Raw genomic sequence first — 15,782 nt, forward strand, 5'->3', positions numbered from 1 at the left:
TGAATCGCCCCGGGTTTCGTAGACACCTCTTTGCCTTAAACTGAGGCCAATTAGGAGGTGCCATGAGCAACCCGCGTTACCCCGAAGAATTCAAAATCCAAGCAGTCAATCAAGTGACCGAAAAGAAGCTGGCTGTCGCTGAGGTAGCGGCCCGTCTTGGTGTGTCGACGCATAGCCTCTATGCCTGGATAAAGCGCTACAGCAAACCTCAAGAAGAACGGCAGCAGGATGATGATCAGCACGCTGAACTGCGTCGTCTGCGAGCGGAACTCAAGCGCGTCACTGAAGAGCGAGACATATTAAAAAAGGCCGCCGCGTACTTTGCCAAGGAGTGCGGCTGAAGTACGCCTTTATCAAGCAGCGCGCTGGCGACTATTCGATTCGACGGCTTTGCCTGACGCTGAAAGTCCATCCCAGCGGTTATTACGCCTGGCTGTCTGAGCCGCAATCTGCACGCGCCAAAGACGACCAGAGACTGTTAGGTTTGATCAAGCACTCCTGGCTGGAGAGCGGCGGCGTTTATGGCTATCGCAAAATCCATGACGATCTGCGCGAGGTCGGTGAAGATTGTGGTCGACATCGTGTGGCGAGGCTGATGCGTCTTGAAGGTCTGCGTTCTCAGACAGGTTATAGACGCCGCCCTGGAAAGTACGGCGGTAAGCCAGCTGTCGCCTCACCCAATTTGCTGAAGCGCCAGTTCGATGTCGTGGAGCCCAACAAGGTTTGGGTTACCGACATCACCTACATTCGTACGTATGAAGGCTGGTTGTACTTGGCTGTGGTGCTAGATCTGTTTTCTCGCCAGGTTGTAGGCTGGTCAATGAAGTCGCAGATGACCAGCGATTTAGCCATTGATGCTTTATTGATGGCGGTTTGGAGGCGTAAACCGAAACAAGAGGTAATGATTCATAGCGACCAAGGCAGCCAGTACAGCAGCTCCGATTGGCGTAGCTTTTTGAAGGCAAACAATTTGGTTGCCAGCATGAGTCGCCGAGGCAACTGTCATGACAACGCTGTGGCCGAGAGCTTTTTCCAGCTTCTGAAACGGGAACGAATCAAGCGAAAAATCTACACCTCGCGGGAAGATGCTCGTAGTGACGTGTTCGATTACATCGAGATGTTCTACAACGTAAAACGCCGCCATGGTTTCAACAATCAGCTGTCACCGGTAGAGTTTGAAAAGCGTTACGCAATGAGCTTGCAAGGTGTCTAGAGAATCCGGGGCGATTCAAGCCTCTGGACTGGGACCGTCACAGGCAGGGGCGACGAGGCTAAGGATGGCGGGGAAAACTAGGTCTATGAACATCAACAGATGAACAATCGCGTTAATTTCGAGATCACTGATTCAGTAATCTCGGGCCCGTGAGCAGCTTATGAACATCTGACATCGCCCATAAGTTAAATAATGTGTCATAGATATTCATAACCTGTCCAACCTACCGATTCAACGCGGCGCCATTGCCCGCAACTATCTACGTCTAACTCAAGCGCCGCAGCACAATGCTGCGGCGGCGCAATTTACTTCAACTGCCAGGCAACACTCCGTCTCTCACTCCTCCAATCCAATAAACCGCCGCACACGCTGTGCCCCAGGCTCTTCTCGGATAGCCTGAGGCGTGGCATCCAACTGCACGTTGCCGTTTTCCATGAAGAGCACACGGTCGGAGATCGACAAGGCAAAGTCCATCTCGTGGGTGACAATCAGCAACGTCATACCTTCGCGGGCCAGGTTGCCGATCACCGTCAGCACCTCGCCGACCAGCTCCGGATCCAGCGCCGAAGTGGGTTCGTCGAATAGCAGGATGTCCGGATCCATGGCCATCGCACGGGCAATCGCCACGCGTTGCTGTTGGCCGCCGGACAGTTGATGCGGGTATTTGTGGATGTGTGCCAACAGGCCGACCTTGTCGAGTAGCTGACAGGCGCGTTGCTCGCTCAGTGCGCGACTGACGCCGTGATAACGGGGTGCGAGGCTGATGTTGTCCAGCAGTGTCCGGTGCGGGAACAGGTTGAAGTTCTGGAACACCATGCCGATGCGCCGTACCCCCTGACGAACCCGACGGCCATCCGGTTTGTCCTCGGCATTGATGAAGCTCTCCCCGAACAACAGGATTTCACCCTGATCGATACGCTCCAGACCATTGATCGTACGAATCAGCGACGTCTTACCGGAGCCCGACGGGCCGATGATCGAAATGACCTGGCCACTTTGTACCTTTAGGTCGATGCCCTTGAGCACATGATGATCGCCGTAGCGTTTGTGCACGCCCTGCAGTTGCAGGGCCGGAGCGGCGCCTTTGGTTGGGAGCTTAATCTTGCTGGATGCCACAGGTGCGAGGCGCTCACGCAGCACTTGTTCGCTGGCACTGTCGAGGGTTTGCGGTGCCCGCAGGTTGAGATCCAGGTAGCGTTCCAAACGTTGCAGCGCAAAGCCGAACAACGTGACGATCAGCACGTAGTACACCCCCACCGCCGCCAGGGTTTCCATCACCAGGAAGTTCTGGGCATACAGGCGCTGGCCGACGGTCAACAGTTCGGTCAATGAAATCACCGAGATCAGCGAGGTCAGCTTAACCACCGTGATGTATTCGTTGATCAGTGTCGGGAGTGAGATACGAAATGCCTGGGGAATCACAATCAGCCGCTGCAGGCCAAACACTCCGATACCCAAGGCCCGGCCGGCCTCCTTCTGGCCCTTTGCAACCGAGATCAGCCCACCACGATGAATTTCGGCCATGTAGGCGGCCTCAGTCACCACCAGTGCCAACAGGCCGGAATAGAACGGTACCGACAGCACTGGCCCCGCACCGGGCAGTAACTGCGGGAGGTTGTAGATGAAGACCACCAGCACCAGCAGCGGAATACTGCGAAAGAACCAGATATAGAGTGCCGCCGGTAGGCGCAGCCAGGGCGAGCTGGACAACTTGGCGGATGCCAGAACGAAACCCAGCAACATTCCCAGGAACCAGGCCAAGAGGCTTAGTTCAATGACGGTCAGGCTCGCCGCCCAGAAATCAGTCATGAAGAACAGCGACGTAAAGTAAGACCAGTCGAATTGCATAGACACCTCGTGCAAGCCGCGCCCTCGACCGAGGGCGCGGTTTCAGCCATTACTCGGAGACCGGTTCCAGGTCATATTTTTTGAGAATGGCGGCGTACTCACCGCTGGCTTTGCTGTCGGCCAGCGCCTTCACCAGCGCCTGATAGGTTGCCTCGGCGTCTTTCTTGACGTAGATGCCCAAGGTCTGCGGGTAAACCAGTTTCTGCGAGCTGACCACCACCCGCCCGTTGGTACGCTGGGCGATCATGTGCGCGGCACCGGCAATTTCCACTTGGGCCTGAATGTTTTTCGACAGCAGCGCCTGCGTCACTTCGGGGGCCGAGGGGTATTCGTTGACGGTGATGGCGCCTTTGTTATTCGGTACACAGTAGTCGCTGGACAACTGGGCGAACTTGGCAACCCAAGTGGTGCCCTGCTCCAGGCCAACCTTCAGGCCGCACAAGTCTTCAGGAACCTGTGGCGTCAATTCACTGCCCTTGGGCACCATGATCGCGGCACCGGTGTTGGCGTAGGCGATGGTACGCGCCTGTAGCTGGCGCTCGGGGGTGATGTACATGCCGGAAATGATCGCGTCGTAATGCCCGGCGTTCAGGCCGTTGATCAGATTGGGAAACTTGGTGTCGACGAAATTAGCCTTGACGCTCATCGCCTTGGCCAGTGAGTGGGCCAACTCAGGGTCAGAGCCGACCACATTTTTGTCAGCGTCGTAGGACTCGAACGGCGGGTAGGTAATTTCCATGCCGACCTTCAATACACCGGGGGTCGCGGTGCTGGCGAAGGCGGCATTGGCGCAGAACAGGCCTACAGCGAGCAGGCTCAGTCGCGTCAGGGCGTAGTGACTTTTCATCGTGGAAAGCTCCGTTGGTTGTTTTTTTAGGACTGAGAGGTGGTGTTTTTCAAACGACCGAAGCTCGATGGCTTTCGGGCTTGGGACGGCAGCTCAAGCTCGCCGTACTCCACGCGTTTGCGCAGGTACTGATAGGTCTGCAAGGCCTGGCTCCACATGTGCTCGCCAATCGCCAGCGCTTCGTAATCCCGGGCATCTCTGGCGAATGCCGGCAGCGGTTTGATCAACGTGTGATAGTCGCAGGCGTAGAACAACGGGAAGCTGTAGCGCTCCTGAGCGACCTTGCGCACTCGGTGGGCCGTGGCCACAAAGGCGCCTGCGGTCATGACTTCCAACATGTCGCCGATGTTCACCACGAACGCGTCGGGTATTGGCGGTGCGTCGATCCATTGCCCCTGATCATTGAGCACCTCCAGCCCCGGTTGATCAGCGTGCAAAATGGTGAAGCACTCATAGTCGGTATGCGCGCCAATGCCCGGAGCGTCCACGGCCGTGGCGTCGAATGGGTAATGGATCAGCCGCAGCTTGGAGGGAGGACGGGTGACCAGCGCGTCGAAGTAGCCCTCCTCCAAGCCCAGGGCCAGCGCAAAACCATCGAACAGTCGACGGCCGAGCGCAAACACAGCCTGGTAGTAGTCTTGCACCGCGCCCTGAAAACCCGGTACATCGGGCCAGTGGTTTGGCCCCAGCAGCGGCGTGCCACTCAGGAACAGAGGATCATCCACGGGTACTTCGAAGCCAATATCGAAGGCTTCTTTATGGTCCGGCTTGCCCTTGGAGTACACCTCCTCCCCTTCGGGCACAAACCCTTTGTGGCTTTGCGAAGCGCCGATGTAGTGGCGCATCTTGGCTTCCAATGGCTGCGCGAAATAATCCCTTGCGGCCTTGCGCAGACCCTCGATCAGCGTCGGATCGATACCGTGCCCGGTAATGTACAGAAAGCCCACATCGCTGGCGGCGCGGCCCAGTTGATCGGACACGGCCAGGCGGTGTTCGAGCTCGATACTGAAGAGTCCGGCGATGTTCACCACCGGGATGCTGTTGAAGTTGGCCTGGGTTGACGAGGTATCACGCATGGCGGGTTCCTTCACGGGAGAAACGGTCGAAGTGTTCGCGCTCGGTCCGGGCCATCCACTGGTTCAAGCTCCAGAGGTCGGCCACCGGCATGTTGGTGAAGGGCAAGTGATGCAGATAACCATCGGCACCGAACTCTGGAGTCAGCGTGCTGACCGCGTAGCCACGTTCCCGCTGAGAGGTCCAGATGGCTTCCCAATGGCACTGGTGGAACGCCAGTTCGCGGGCGTATTCGGGGGCGGCGGGATGGGGGACTTGCGGGCCCTGGTCATACCCGACCCGAGCCTGAATGTGATGCACGCGGTCAACGAAGGCCGAAAGATCGTCGGCTGGATCGTCCAGCAGTCGTTCACAGCACACCACCCAATGGCTGATGTCACTGGTAAAACGCAGGCCCGGCAGTTGGCGGATCAGCTCCAGGGTCACCCAAGGGCTGTAAAGGGAACGGGCGCGATGCGTCTCGAAACTGCAGAGCACGCCATGTCTGGCGGCCAGTTCCAGGGCCTGGCCGAAGAATTCGACCTGCTGCGCCAGAGGCCAGCGGTCGTTACCTGCCAGCAGATTGACGAAACGTGGCGTCAGTTCCGAGGCCCAGCCCAGCTTGCGATCGATGTCGACCAGGTGCTGGGTGGACGTAGCGCTCTGGTCGGGCAAGACATCGTAGGCACTGAACAGCGTGCAGATGTAGGGCACTTGATTGCTGCGCAGGAAAGCGCCGAACTCGCCACGCTCATCGGCCTGTAATGGCAGGCGTGCTTCGAGGCCATCGAAGCCGGCGGCGAGCAATTCTTCCAGGGCTTGTGCCTTGCTGGCGGTATAGCCCCACAACGTGCGGAAAATTTCTAGTTTCATGCATTCCTCTCGGCTGCGTCAGGCCACTAGCTGTTTGGGCTGTGGGCGTTTCTGGGCAGTCGAAAGAAGTTGCTGCAGGCCGCTGCTCTGTTGGCTGCGGTCCCCTGTGACGAATCCTAAGGCTACGCTGGCAAACGATTGAATAGGCAGCAGCAAATAGTTAGTTCAGAAAATCATGAACTATCGAGGGCGGGTTTCCCTGGTCAAGGGTTGTGAAGTCGAGGTTGGCAGGCCGGTTTGCAAACCGATAACCTGAGCCCGCGGTTCAACCTGGTTCTAGTGAGGCGGCATTTGGATTATTTCGCGGCGCTCACCGCCTTTGTCGAGGCGGCCCAAGGCAACAACTTTTCCCGTGCAGCGGAACGCCTGGGGATCAAGGCGTCTACGGTTTCACGGTATGTGAAGGACTTGGAGCAGGACCTGGGTATCGCGCTGTTCAACCGCTCGACCCGTACCCTGCACCTGACTGAGGGCGGCAAGACCTTCCTGACCCACGCACTGATCGTGCTGGAGGACCTTGAGCAAGCCAAGGCGGTGACGTCGGCATTGAATCAAACCCCGCGCGGATTACTCAGGCTCAATTTGCCTGCTGCGTTTGCTCGGCACCACATACTTCCAGCCTTGAATGGTTTTTTGACGCGTTTTCCCGAAATCAGGGTCGAACTGGTGCTGGACGACACCCACGCCAACCTGATCCATTCAGGTACCGATCTCGCGATTCGCACGGGCACCCTCCCCGATTCCACGTTAAAAGCTCGCAAGATCTGCGACGAACACTACCGGTTGGTAGTCAGTCGCACATTGGCCGAGCAGATCCCGGCTCCCACCACGCCGGGCGATCTTGACGAAATACCAGCGATTACGGGGATTGATAGCCCCGCGTCGATAACCTTTTGCGCCAGCGCGGGGACCGAGCAATCGATCAGCAGAGCCCCCTTGCGCATCAACGACCTGGACGCCCGTCTGATCGCCGTTCGGCAGGGGCTGGGCTACGCGGTGTTACCCGAATGGCTGGTGGCGAAGAGTCTGGAGGCGGGCGAACTGGTGTCCTGGTTGCCAGAGTGGACGGTACAAGGCGCAGAGCGGGAGTCTGCGGTCTGGTTTGTCTACCCGCCCAAGCGCATCGTCTCCTCCAAAGTGCGCTGCTTTATCGACTATATGGTTGAGCATATAGGGCACACACCCTACTGGAAGCGATAACGCCGCCCGATCACTCGAGCAGCGTTACCGCCGGGTTCAACTGAAGCGAATGTCCAGGGCACGCAAGTGGGTTTGCAACCCCGCATCCTGAATCGGGATCAAAAACGCCTCGCTGTCCGACTCGTTAAAGTGAGCATGCCAATAGCCCGGCGGTGTCACGAATGCCAGGCCCGGCGACCAGTCCACGCGCTGGGGATTGCGAATCTGCCCGTCTACGTCCAACTCAGTGCCTACCAAGGAATAGCAGCCCTGGGGGCAATCGATGATGAAATCCAGGGCAATGGACTGATGCCGATGGGGTTTCTGGATCGACCCTGCCGGCAGAATCCCGTACATCGCCCAAAGGACATGGGTCACCGTGCGGGTTTGAGGAAAGTGGCTGTTGCCCAGCAGGATGCTGATACGGCTGCGATCCTGGGCGCGTGGGTCGTCAGCGGCTTCACGCAACTTCGCGTTGGCCACATCCGCCGGGTACAGCGTCGGGGTAAAGCGGTCAACGCTGCGGGTAACCCCCAGATAGCGCAACAGCGGTTCATCATGTACGTAGTAAAGGCGCGCATCCCGGCTGGCGTTGAACTGTGCCGACATCAGGCCGGGCAAGGCGATGAAGCAGCCTTTGGACCATTCAATCCGGTGTTCGCCTTGCACTACGCTGCCCTCCCCCTCGATCACGTAAAAAACCTGTGAGGTAGCGTTAGGTTGCAGCGTCAGCCCGTCACCCGCGTTCAGTCGGATGAAGTTCGCGCAAAGCCCCGGGCCAGTGGCCGGCCCTTCACATCCCAAGGCCTCGCTCAGGTCCAGCGGCACCAGCCGTGAGGGGCCGTGGTCGTAGAGCGATGCTGCAAAGCTGTGGTACGGGATCTTGCTGATCAGGTTCGCACTGATGGGATTGGCCGCCTTGCTGTACTCGAAGTATTCGGCGTGCCGTTGCTCGGCAGCCAATACCGTGGCGGTGTCTGGTTTGAATTCGCTGTTCATGCTTATCACCTCATCGTTCGCGGGTCTTGGCAACGCCCCGAATGATGCGGCGACGTTGCAGAGACTATAGGGACGAAGAGCCGCGCAATTAACCCCTCCAGCGGCACAGCAGTTATGCGTAACGGGGCGTTTAGAACTTGGTTTGCAGCCCCACCCGCAACGTGCGGCCCGGTGCGGGCATGAAGCTTTGCGCCAGCGGATCCAGGTAATAGCGGTCCGTCAGGTTCTGCAACGACAGGTTCAGGGTGGTGTGGTCCTGCAGCTTGTAGTCGAGGAACAGATCAATCAGCGTCACTTGGCTGTAAGCCAATTGCGGCGTGGTAGCACCGGTTTGCCACTTCTTGTCGGCGGTGACCGTCGGGCCGGAGGTGTAAGTGACGCGCCCGCCGAGGGTCAGGGTCTGGTCGAAGAAACGCAGGCCTGAGGTAAGGTTTCCCGAAAGCCGTGGTGGGTTCTGGGTGTTGGCGTACGAGCCCATGAAGCTGCCGGGCGTGCAGTTGGGCGTACCGCTCAAGTCGTTGTAGCGGTTGCTGCTGGCGCGCAGACGTGCGGCGAAGGCGGAGTCGCACGTTTCGGTCATGATGTAATAGGTGGATGAGAGGTCCGCAAACACACGGCCCGCGTCGTAGCGCGATTGCAGTTCCAGGCCGCTGGTCTTGTAGCTGTCGGTATTGCTGAAGCGCATCAGGCCCATCAAGCCCGGGCTCGGGTCGTAGTAGCGAGTGATGTAGTTTTTGATGGTGTTGTTGAAGTACGCCACTTTGATCGCCGCCGAGTCGTTGTCGACCAGCAGGCCTTTTTGCATCGTACTCACGCCGATCTCCCAGTTACTGGAGCGCTCGGGTTTCAAACCTTTACCCGGCATGGTCTGCAATACGCCCTGGCTGGTTTCGAACAACGAAGGCATGCGCATGCCCTGGGTGTAGGACGCGTAAATAAAAGTGTCTGGCGCCACTTCAAGGTTGAAACCAACCGCCGGGGAAAACGCACCGCCGCTGTTGGTGTCTTTGCCGGAGTAGTCATACCCGGCCACGACCTCGCCGACTTGAGATGGATAGACCGTTGAATGGGTTGCACCGAAGTCGTTGTAGCGAACACCTTCAAAGGGGAAGTTGGTATTGGAGAACACTACACCGTTGTTCAGCCGCGGATCCGTGGCCGCGGTGTATTGGCCATTCTGGTCCGGGAACCAGAACATGTTGCCGTAGCCTGCTGGGCTGGAGACGCCTACATACCGCAAGTCGCGCTCTTCCCAGCGTGCTGTCGACTGCGCCACCTTGTCCTTGGTGCGGTAATGCGCGTACCGACCACCCCCCCACAGCGTCAAGGGTTCGACCGGTTTGTATTCCAGCTTGCCGTTGAAGCTGAACTCCTCGCGAGTGCCCTCGCGCAACATGCGATTGGCGTTGATATCGTGCTGGGTGGTGGACACGCCTTTTTGCGGGCGCAGGTCTTCGAACTGGAAGGCTGTGCCGAGGTCGAGTTTCAGGTCGCCGTAGTCCGTCTGGAACCGCGAGGTATTGGCCAAACCACCGCCGATGCGCTGATTGTCTTGTCGACTCCAGGAGCGGTCCGAGCGATAGGCTTGGGATGCGGGCGCCGCGACCGACGTCAACTGGCTGCTTTTGGCATCCGTCATCCACAGGTTGGCGGTGAGGTCCACCAGCGGGTTGCCTGCCGGCAGGTAATGGTAGGCGGCGGTGTAGCTGTCGATCTTGGTCCGGCCCAACGGGTATTGGTAGATGCCACCGGTGCCGAAGCGGAAAATATCCGACGGCATGATTTCGCCAATGCGCCCATCGTAGCGGCGGTAGCCCAGGTCAAAGGTATGGTCGTCGGCCGGGCGAATGGTGGTCTTGAGTAAGAAGGACTCAGTCTCCGACGATGAGTTCAGCACTTCTTCACCGGCGTTGTACGTGGTGGCCACTGTCGTCTCTTCACGGCCGTAACGGTCGAAGTTGCGATAGCGGTCCTGGCCCTTCTTACCTGCAAAATAGTTGCCTTGATTGCGGTGCGCGTAGGCGGCCACCACGTCGAAGAAATCATGGGTATAGGCAAATGCGGCGCTCCCGGACTCGGCTTTCGAACCAAACAAACCGCCGCGACTGCGATGCGGTTCCGAATACAGGCTTTCGGTTCGCGAGTGGGCGTCACGCGAGGCCGGCGCAACGCCGTTATTCCACAGGTCGCCCTTCAGGCGCAGACCAATGTTCTTGCCGTCGCGCAAGATGTCATCAACGCCCAGGGTACGCATGCTCACCGTGCCGCCGATGGCACTGGAGGTCAGGCTGGGACCTTTGTCGATGGTGATATCGCTGATCAGGTCCGGGTCGATGTAGCTACGCTGTTGGGTGCCTGCGTAGCCGCGATACACGTCTAACGCCTGCTGTGAGCCGTCGACTGTCACCGCCACCCGGCTTTGGCCCTGGATGCCACGAATGTTCACATCCAGACCGCCGCCGTTGCGGCTGTCACCGACCTGGACACCCGGCTGGCCCTTCAGTACATCCCCCACCGAGATCACGCCAAAACGTTGCATGTCTTCGTTAGAGATATGCACCGATGAGCGCGGTGCCGAATAAACCTCTTTCTGATCAAGGTCTTCGCCAATGACTTTTTGCGTCGGCAGCATCAACGCGGCCCCCCCTTGATACAGCTGAAAGCTGCCATCGGCCTGGCGTTGGTAGTTCAACCCGGTACCCGATAACAATTGCGTCAGCCCGGCCTCTGCACTGAAATCACCTTGCAGGCCCTTGCTGCTCTTGCCGGTCGTCAGCACGGCACTCCCCGCCATGCTGATGCCTGCCTGCACACCGAAACGCGACAGCGCCTGATCCAGAGGGCCAGCTTCGATGCTGTAGTGCTGGCGCTCATCGTCGGCGAATGCGGCTGCGCCGCACAGTGGCTGCAGACTCAGAAAAAGCACACCCAGCGCGCGGCTGCGAAAAGTACTGACGGGGGAAGTCATGCAAGGCTCCTAGAGGTGATGGCCCACCTGTTTCGGTGGGTTATTCCTGTAGGCCAAGCGAGATTTGAAAAACTATCGCGGGGAAGATAAAAAATTTCAGACAGGCACCACTGTGACCCAATAACGCGTTCGCCGCTCAATGCGCACGGGCAGCGCATGGGTCAGCAGTGCCAGTGCGGCATCGACATCGTCGAGTGGGAAGCTGCCCGTTACGCGCAACGATGCGACCGCTTCACTGCAGCGCAAAACTCCAGTGCGGTAGCGCGAGAGTTCCACCAACAGGCTGTCCAGGCGCATGCGCTCCACCGGCAGAATTGCGCGCAACCAGGCCTGTGCCAGGGACGTATCGATACGGCTCGGAGCGCCGACACCGTGCGCATTCACCCGACTCTGCCAGCCGGCCTCCAACGAAATTTGCGCCTGGCTCTGCCTTGAACGCACCTGCACCAACCCGCGCAAGACGCTCACCAAGGTGCCCTGCCGATCATGGCGCACCAGCAAATTGGCGCCGTGGCTGTAGAGCTGAGCATCCGGCGTGACCACTTGCACGGCGCGAGTTTCGACGGGGGCATCCAGTGCCAGTTCGCCTTCGATCAACTCTACGCTGCGCAAGTTGGCGCTCAGCGCCACGTTCGCTGCACTGGCTGTGTTCAGCCATAACACACTGCCGTCGGCCAACGTCCAATGACGCCGTTCTCCGGTCCCTGTGCGATAGCTTGCCAGCGCCGAACGCACCAGCGTCGACTCCGCGCCTTGCCAGGAAACACCGCCCAGCAGGCCCAATGCCAGCAAGCATTTGAGCATCTGGCGGCGTCGTAGCGGGTCCGTCCCCGCTGCTTCCAGTGCCCGACGCGCCGTACTGTCGGCCAATAGGTTCGCGCCAGGCTGCAACAACAGCGGCAAGCTGCTGACCCGCAGCCAGGCGTGTTCATGCTCTGCACTCGCCTGGCGCCATTGCTGCAACGCCTGACGATCAGACGCATTCATCAAGCCGGACTGCATCTTGACCAGCCAGTCGATGGCGCTGTCGCGCACATTTGGATTCACGGCGACACCGCTCATTCAAAACGGCTCGCATAACAGACACTGAATGCCTTGCCCATCGCCCGTTGCACCTGGGCAACCGTCAGGCTCAATTGCTTGGCAATCTGCGGATAGGTCAGGCCATCGAGCTGGGACAAAAAGAAAATCTGCCGCACCCGCATGGACAACCCCACCAGCAACACATCGAGTTGCAGCAATGTCTCGATCATCATGTGCCGCTCTTCCGGCGACGGCTCTTGCGCCACCGGCTGCGCCGCCAAGGCCTCGAGGTACGCTCGTTCAATGGCCTGACGACGCCAGCGGTTGATCAGCAAACCATTGGCGATGGTCGCGAGAAACGCCATGGGTTGGCGCAGTTCATGGACTTCATGCCTGGAGCGCAGCACGCGGATAAACGTGTCGTGGGCCAGGTCCTCGGCATCGGCGCTGTGCCCCAGTCGGCGATGCAACCAACCGCGCAGCCAGCGGTGATGATTCACATACAGCTGCTCAACCGGCGAGGCCATGCTGTCGTCGTGCATGTCTGTTCACTTGATGTTAATGATAATTCTTCTCATTGTATGATTTGCATTCGGGCGTTGTACAGCGTTGCTACGTTGCGGCGGTGTGTATCTTTTCCAGAAATCTTCACCACAGGAAACCGTACATGAACATTCTGTGTTGAGCAGGAATGTCAGCAGGTAATGCCTGCCCTACTCCCCACGCCTTCGTCCAAGTACTGGCTGATCAAACGAATAAGCCCGCTTTGTATCGCAGGATCGCCCAACAGACCACGGCGTGCCGCGTTATGAATCACGCCATCAATCGCATCGGAGATGATCAGTGCGCTGATGTAATCAGCCTTATTGGGCGGACGGTTTCGATGCGTGGAGACGGCATCTGCATAGAACGCCAGATACTCGATCTCAAACCCGCTGTTGGGGTTGCGATAGTCCTCAGAGCTTGGGGCCTCATCCAGCAATACCCTATGCAGTCCGGGGCAGACGCTATGGGCTTGGATCATGGCCTGAACGACGCTCGCTAAAAACTGCACCGGAGCGAGCCCTTTGGCCTTGATTTTTCGCAGGGTGTTAAGGCAGTCATCAAGATGGTTCTGGCGAATGGCACTCACCAAGGAGAGCTTGTCCGGAAAGTACTGATACAGCGAGCCGACGCTCACTCCGGCCAGGTCCGCCACTTTATTGGTGGTGAATCCCGCCCAGCCCTCGTCGCTCAAAACGCGAGCCCCCGCCTGGATGATGGTTTGAACCGTTGCGCGGGAGCGGGCTTGACGTGGCTCCTTGCGCATCGTCGGCTTGTGTTTAGCAATGCGAGTAGACAATAAAATCACCTCATACAGAATATAAAAACATTACTCACATTTTGTGTAACTCGAAAGGGCCGACCGTCATGAGCGTCTTGTTTGAAAAACTCTATCGATACGATGCCTGGGCCAATAAGGACTTACTCGACACATTGGGAACCCTGGATGAGGAGAAATATAAGGTGCAACTGCATACCTCTTTGCGTCTGTTCAATCACTCCCAAGTGGTGATGCAAATATTTGCCGCGCATCTAAGCGGCACACCGCATTCTTATAGCGCCGACAACACGCTCGATACGCCAACGCTCGACGAGTTACGTGCCGCTTTGACGGTCTCGGAGCAGTGGTATCGAGACTACTTGCGCAATACTTCCGCCGAAAACTTATCCGAGGCCATTCCCTTTGTCTTCACCGACGGCGACAAGGGCTATATGACCCGAGAGGAAATGCTGACCCACGTTGTGCTCCATAGTGGCTATCACCGCGCAGAGATCGGCCGAATACTCGCGCAGCATTCAATTACCCCGCCGTGGGATACCTTTGCAGTCCATCTTCATCAGACCGAGCCTGCACGCAGGCAGCAGGGAAAGTAATAGCGATCGTATAGCCCCAAGCATTACCCAGCACCGGTTGATAAAGATTTCCTCTATTGGCGGTTACTCAACTCTTGAATTAACGTTCAACGCACCTGTTCAACACGACTTAAACCCAGTCACCCCGAGCCCTTTTCAAGGGGCCGGTTTGATGCACCTCGATTCATTGCTCAACAAAGCAGTTAAACAACTGATTAATTAGAGTAAATATGAAAGAGCAGCCTCGGCAGCGTGCATCCGGACCCCAACAGGTGGCGCACACCCTCGCGCTTTTTCGACAGTCACACCTTCTGGCTCCGCTGAGCTTGCTGTGCATTGCCCTCGCCGGCTGTACAGTCGGGCCCGATTTCGTACGCCCCGACGTGGCCGCGAATGCCGATTACTCGCGAGAAAAGCTCACCGCCACCGCCCAGGCAGATATAGACGCCGGCGGCGCTGCACAGCGACTGATTGCCGGGATGGATATTCCCGGGCAATGGTGGACGCTGTTCCGCTCACCGGCACTGAACGCGTTGGTCGAGGAAGCCTTACGCGCCAACCCGGATGTCAGCGCGGCTCAAGCGGCATTGCGCCAGGCCAACGAATTGGTCTATGCCGACCAGGCGTCGCTGTTTCCCTCCGTGAACGGCAATGTGCAGAAAACCCGCGAAAAAGTATCGGGGGCCACCACGGGCACGCCGTCGTCGCCCATTCTGACGGTGAGTTCTGCGTCGCTGAGCGTTTCCTATGCCCCGGACGTGTTCGGCGGTACTCGGCGGCAAATCGAATCCACCACGGCGCAAGCCGAGTACGAACGCTTCCAGCTGGAGGCGACCTACCTCACGTTGACCTCTAATGTGGTCAATACCGCGATTAGTCTGGCCTCTGTGCGTGATCAGGTAGTCGCCACCGAGGAAATCATTCGGCTGCAGAGCGGCCAGCTTGACCTCTTGCAAGCTCAGCGGCGCCTGGGGGCCATCGGCGATACCGACGTCCTCACGCAGCAGACCGCACTGGCGCAAACACGCGCCACCTTGCCGCCGCTGCAAAAGCAATTGGCGCAGACACGCAACCAGTTGATGGCCTACCTCGGCCGGTTTCCCAACCAGGATCAGGGCGAGCGCTTTAACCTGGCCTCCCTGCACCTGCCGGAAGAACTGCCGGTCAGCCTGCCCTCGGCCATCGTCGGCCAGCGGCCGGATGTGCGTTCCGCGCAAGCTCAACTGCATCAGGCCAGCGCCAACATTGGCGTGGCGGTTGCCAATCAGTTGCCCCAGTTCAGCATTACCGGCTCCGTGGGCTCCACGGTGGCGAGCGGGACCAAGCTGTTTTCGGCAGGCACTGGCGTCTGGAGCCTCGCCGGATCAATCGCCCAACCGATATTTGATGCCGGTGCGCTCGAACATCGCAAACGTGCAGCCGTGGCGGCCTATGACGAGTCGGCGGCCCGTTATCGAGGCACTGTGGTAACGGCGTTCCAAGATGTGGCCAACGCGCTCCGCGCGCTTGAGGCCGATGCCGATGCGCTCAACCAGCAGGTGGTGGCTGAGCGCTCCGCGCAAGCCAACCTGGACCTTGTGCAAGCACAGTTCCGACTCGGCGCAGTGGCTTACATCAACCTGCTCACGGCCCAACAAACCTACCAGAACACCGTGCTTGCACGCGTGAAGGCACAGGCCGCCCGCTACAGCGATACCACTGCCCTCTTCCAGGCATTGGGGGGCGGATGGTGGAACCGCGCGGACGTGGATCCCGCCACCAAGGGCAAGCCCGATCGCTTCGGCCTGCCGTCGTGGCAAGAGATCATGCCGGCCAGCAAAAAAGCAGCGCCAGGCGACGCGGCGCGGTTCAACTGAATTGAATCATTGAAACAGCGAGAACAC

Annotated in this window: 13 protein-coding genes and 1 pseudogene; 4 read left to right on the top strand and 10 right to left on the bottom strand. The window is 58.6% G+C overall.

Annotated features, from left to right (window positions below):
• Nucleotides 1–62 precede the first annotated feature (62 nt).
• A protein-coding gene (locus BFL40_RS11105) for an IS3 family transposase (RefSeq protein ID WP_139213470.1) occupies nucleotides 63–1,213 on the top strand; the annotation gives its coding sequence in 2 pieces (ribosomal slippage) (nucleotides 63–300 and nucleotides 300–1,213; 1,152 coding nt in all).
• Between the two features lie 336 nt (nucleotides 1,214–1,549).
• Here the strand turns inward: BFL40_RS11105 and BFL40_RS34580 are convergent.
• From BFL40_RS34580 to BFL40_RS11125, 5 genes and pseudogenes are all read right to left on the bottom strand, one after another.
• Entirely contained in the window at nucleotides 1,550–2,488 is a 939-nt protein-coding gene (locus BFL40_RS34580; RefSeq protein ID WP_408003969.1) for an amino acid ABC transporter ATP-binding protein, read from the bottom strand.
• Nucleotides 2,468–3,061, bottom strand: a pseudogene (locus tag BFL40_RS34585) (amino acid ABC transporter permease); the annotation flags it as partial. The pseudogene BFL40_RS34585 and the gene BFL40_RS34580, both read right to left, overlap by 21 nt.
• 49 nt (nucleotides 3,062–3,110) lie before the next feature.
• On the bottom strand, nucleotides 3,111–3,908 hold the full coding sequence (locus tag BFL40_RS11115) for a transporter substrate-binding domain-containing protein (protein WP_071484030.1): 798 nt from the start codon (nucleotides 3,906–3,908) through the stop codon (nucleotides 3,111–3,113).
• A 26-nt stretch (nucleotides 3,909–3,934) separates the two neighbouring features.
• Nucleotides 3,935–4,984: an isopenicillin N synthase family dioxygenase gene (locus BFL40_RS11120; RefSeq protein WP_071484031.1), complete on the bottom strand. Its 1,050-nt coding sequence runs from the start codon at nucleotides 4,982–4,984 to the stop codon at nucleotides 3,935–3,937.
• A complete protein-coding gene (locus BFL40_RS11125) occupies nucleotides 4,977–5,834 on the bottom strand; it encodes a sugar phosphate isomerase/epimerase family protein (RefSeq protein ID WP_071484032.1) in 858 nt (285 codons plus the stop codon). Before BFL40_RS11125 ends, BFL40_RS11120 begins: the two co-directional genes overlap by 8 nt.
• Before the next feature lie 291 nt (nucleotides 5,835–6,125).
• Here BFL40_RS11125 and BFL40_RS11130 point away from each other — a divergent pair, with 291 nt between their 5' ends.
• Nucleotides 6,126–7,034, top strand: a complete 909-nt coding sequence (locus tag BFL40_RS11130) for a LysR family transcriptional regulator (RefSeq protein WP_071484033.1) — start codon at nucleotides 6,126–6,128, stop codon at nucleotides 7,032–7,034.
• Between the two features lie 36 nt (nucleotides 7,035–7,070).
• Here the strand turns inward: BFL40_RS11130 and BFL40_RS11135 are convergent, their stop codons facing one another.
• The 5 genes from BFL40_RS11135 to BFL40_RS11155 all read right to left on the bottom strand — a co-directional run bounded on the left by BFL40_RS11135 (nucleotide 7,071) and on the right by BFL40_RS11155 (nucleotide 13,345).
• Nucleotides 7,071–8,012: a cupin domain-containing protein gene (locus tag BFL40_RS11135; RefSeq protein ID WP_071484034.1), complete on the bottom strand. Its 942-nt coding sequence runs from the start codon at nucleotides 8,010–8,012 to the stop codon at nucleotides 7,071–7,073.
• A gap of 130 nt (nucleotides 8,013–8,142) precedes the next feature.
• Nucleotides 8,143–10,980, bottom strand: coding sequence for a TonB-dependent receptor (locus BFL40_RS11140; protein WP_071484035.1), 2,838 nt, complete (start codon nucleotides 10,978–10,980; stop codon nucleotides 8,143–8,145).
• A 96-nt stretch (nucleotides 10,981–11,076) separates the two neighbouring features.
• Nucleotides 11,077–12,042 (bottom strand): FecR domain-containing protein, encoded by a 966-nt coding sequence (locus BFL40_RS11145; RefSeq protein WP_071484036.1) that lies wholly within the window; start codon nucleotides 12,040–12,042, stop codon nucleotides 11,077–11,079.
• Entirely contained in the window at nucleotides 12,039–12,545 is a 507-nt protein-coding gene (locus tag BFL40_RS11150) for a sigma-70 family RNA polymerase sigma factor (RefSeq protein WP_071484037.1), read from the bottom strand. The genes BFL40_RS11145 and BFL40_RS11150 overlap by 4 nt, the downstream gene beginning before the upstream one ends.
• 152 nt (nucleotides 12,546–12,697) lie before the next feature.
• Entirely contained in the window at nucleotides 12,698–13,345 is a 648-nt protein-coding gene (locus BFL40_RS11155) for a TetR/AcrR family transcriptional regulator (protein ID WP_218027735.1), read from the bottom strand.
• Between the two features lie 68 nt (nucleotides 13,346–13,413).
• Between BFL40_RS11155 and BFL40_RS11160 the strand changes: the two genes are divergently transcribed.
• Both BFL40_RS11160 and BFL40_RS11165 read left to right on the top strand, forming a co-directional pair.
• On the top strand, nucleotides 13,414–13,920 hold the full coding sequence (locus BFL40_RS11160) for a DinB family protein (RefSeq protein ID WP_071484038.1): 507 nt from the start codon (nucleotides 13,414–13,416) through the stop codon (nucleotides 13,918–13,920).
• A 209-nt stretch (nucleotides 13,921–14,129) separates the two neighbouring features.
• Complete coding sequence (locus tag BFL40_RS11165) at nucleotides 14,130–15,755, top strand: efflux transporter outer membrane subunit (protein WP_235864641.1); 1,626 nt, start codon at nucleotides 14,130–14,132, stop codon at nucleotides 15,753–15,755.
• Nucleotides 15,756–15,782: the final 27 nt, after the last annotated feature.

The organism is Pseudomonas costantinii, assembly GCF_001870435.1.
GTDB classification, from domain to species: Bacteria; Pseudomonadota; Gammaproteobacteria; order Pseudomonadales; family Pseudomonadaceae; genus Aquipseudomonas; species Aquipseudomonas costantinii.

Bases quoted from the DNA above. Each gene is read 5' to 3' on its own strand.
- BFL40_RS34580 (WP_408003969.1), bottom strand. From the start codon at position 2,488: ATGGAAACCCTGGCGGCGGTGGGGGTGTACTACGTGCTGATCGTCACG.
- BFL40_RS11115 (WP_071484030.1), bottom strand. From the start codon at position 3,908: ATGAAAAGTCACTACGCCCTGACGCGACTGAGCCTGCTCGCTGTAGGC.
- BFL40_RS11120 (WP_071484031.1), bottom strand. From the start codon at position 4,984: ATGCGTGATACCTCGTCAACCCAGGCCAACTTCAACAGCATCCCGGTG.
- BFL40_RS11125 (WP_071484032.1), bottom strand. From the start codon at position 5,834: ATGAAACTAGAAATTTTCCGCACGTTGTGGGGCTATACCGCCAGCAAG.
- BFL40_RS11135 (WP_071484034.1), bottom strand. From the start codon at position 8,012: ATGAACAGCGAATTCAAACCAGACACCGCCACGGTATTGGCTGCCGAG.
- BFL40_RS11140 (WP_071484035.1), bottom strand. From the start codon at position 10,980: ATGACTTCCCCCGTCAGTACTTTTCGCAGCCGCGCGCTGGGTGTGCTT.
- BFL40_RS11145 (WP_071484036.1), bottom strand. From the start codon at position 12,042: ATGAGCGGTGTCGCCGTGAATCCAAATGTGCGCGACAGCGCCATCGAC.
- BFL40_RS11150 (WP_071484037.1), bottom strand. From the start codon at position 12,545: ATGCACGACGACAGCATGGCCTCGCCGGTTGAGCAGCTGTATGTGAAT.
- BFL40_RS11160 (WP_071484038.1), top strand. From the start codon at position 13,414: ATGAGCGTCTTGTTTGAAAAACTCTATCGATACGATGCCTGGGCCAAT.
- BFL40_RS11165 (WP_235864641.1), top strand. From the start codon at position 14,130: ATGAAAGAGCAGCCTCGGCAGCGTGCATCCGGACCCCAACAGGTGGCG.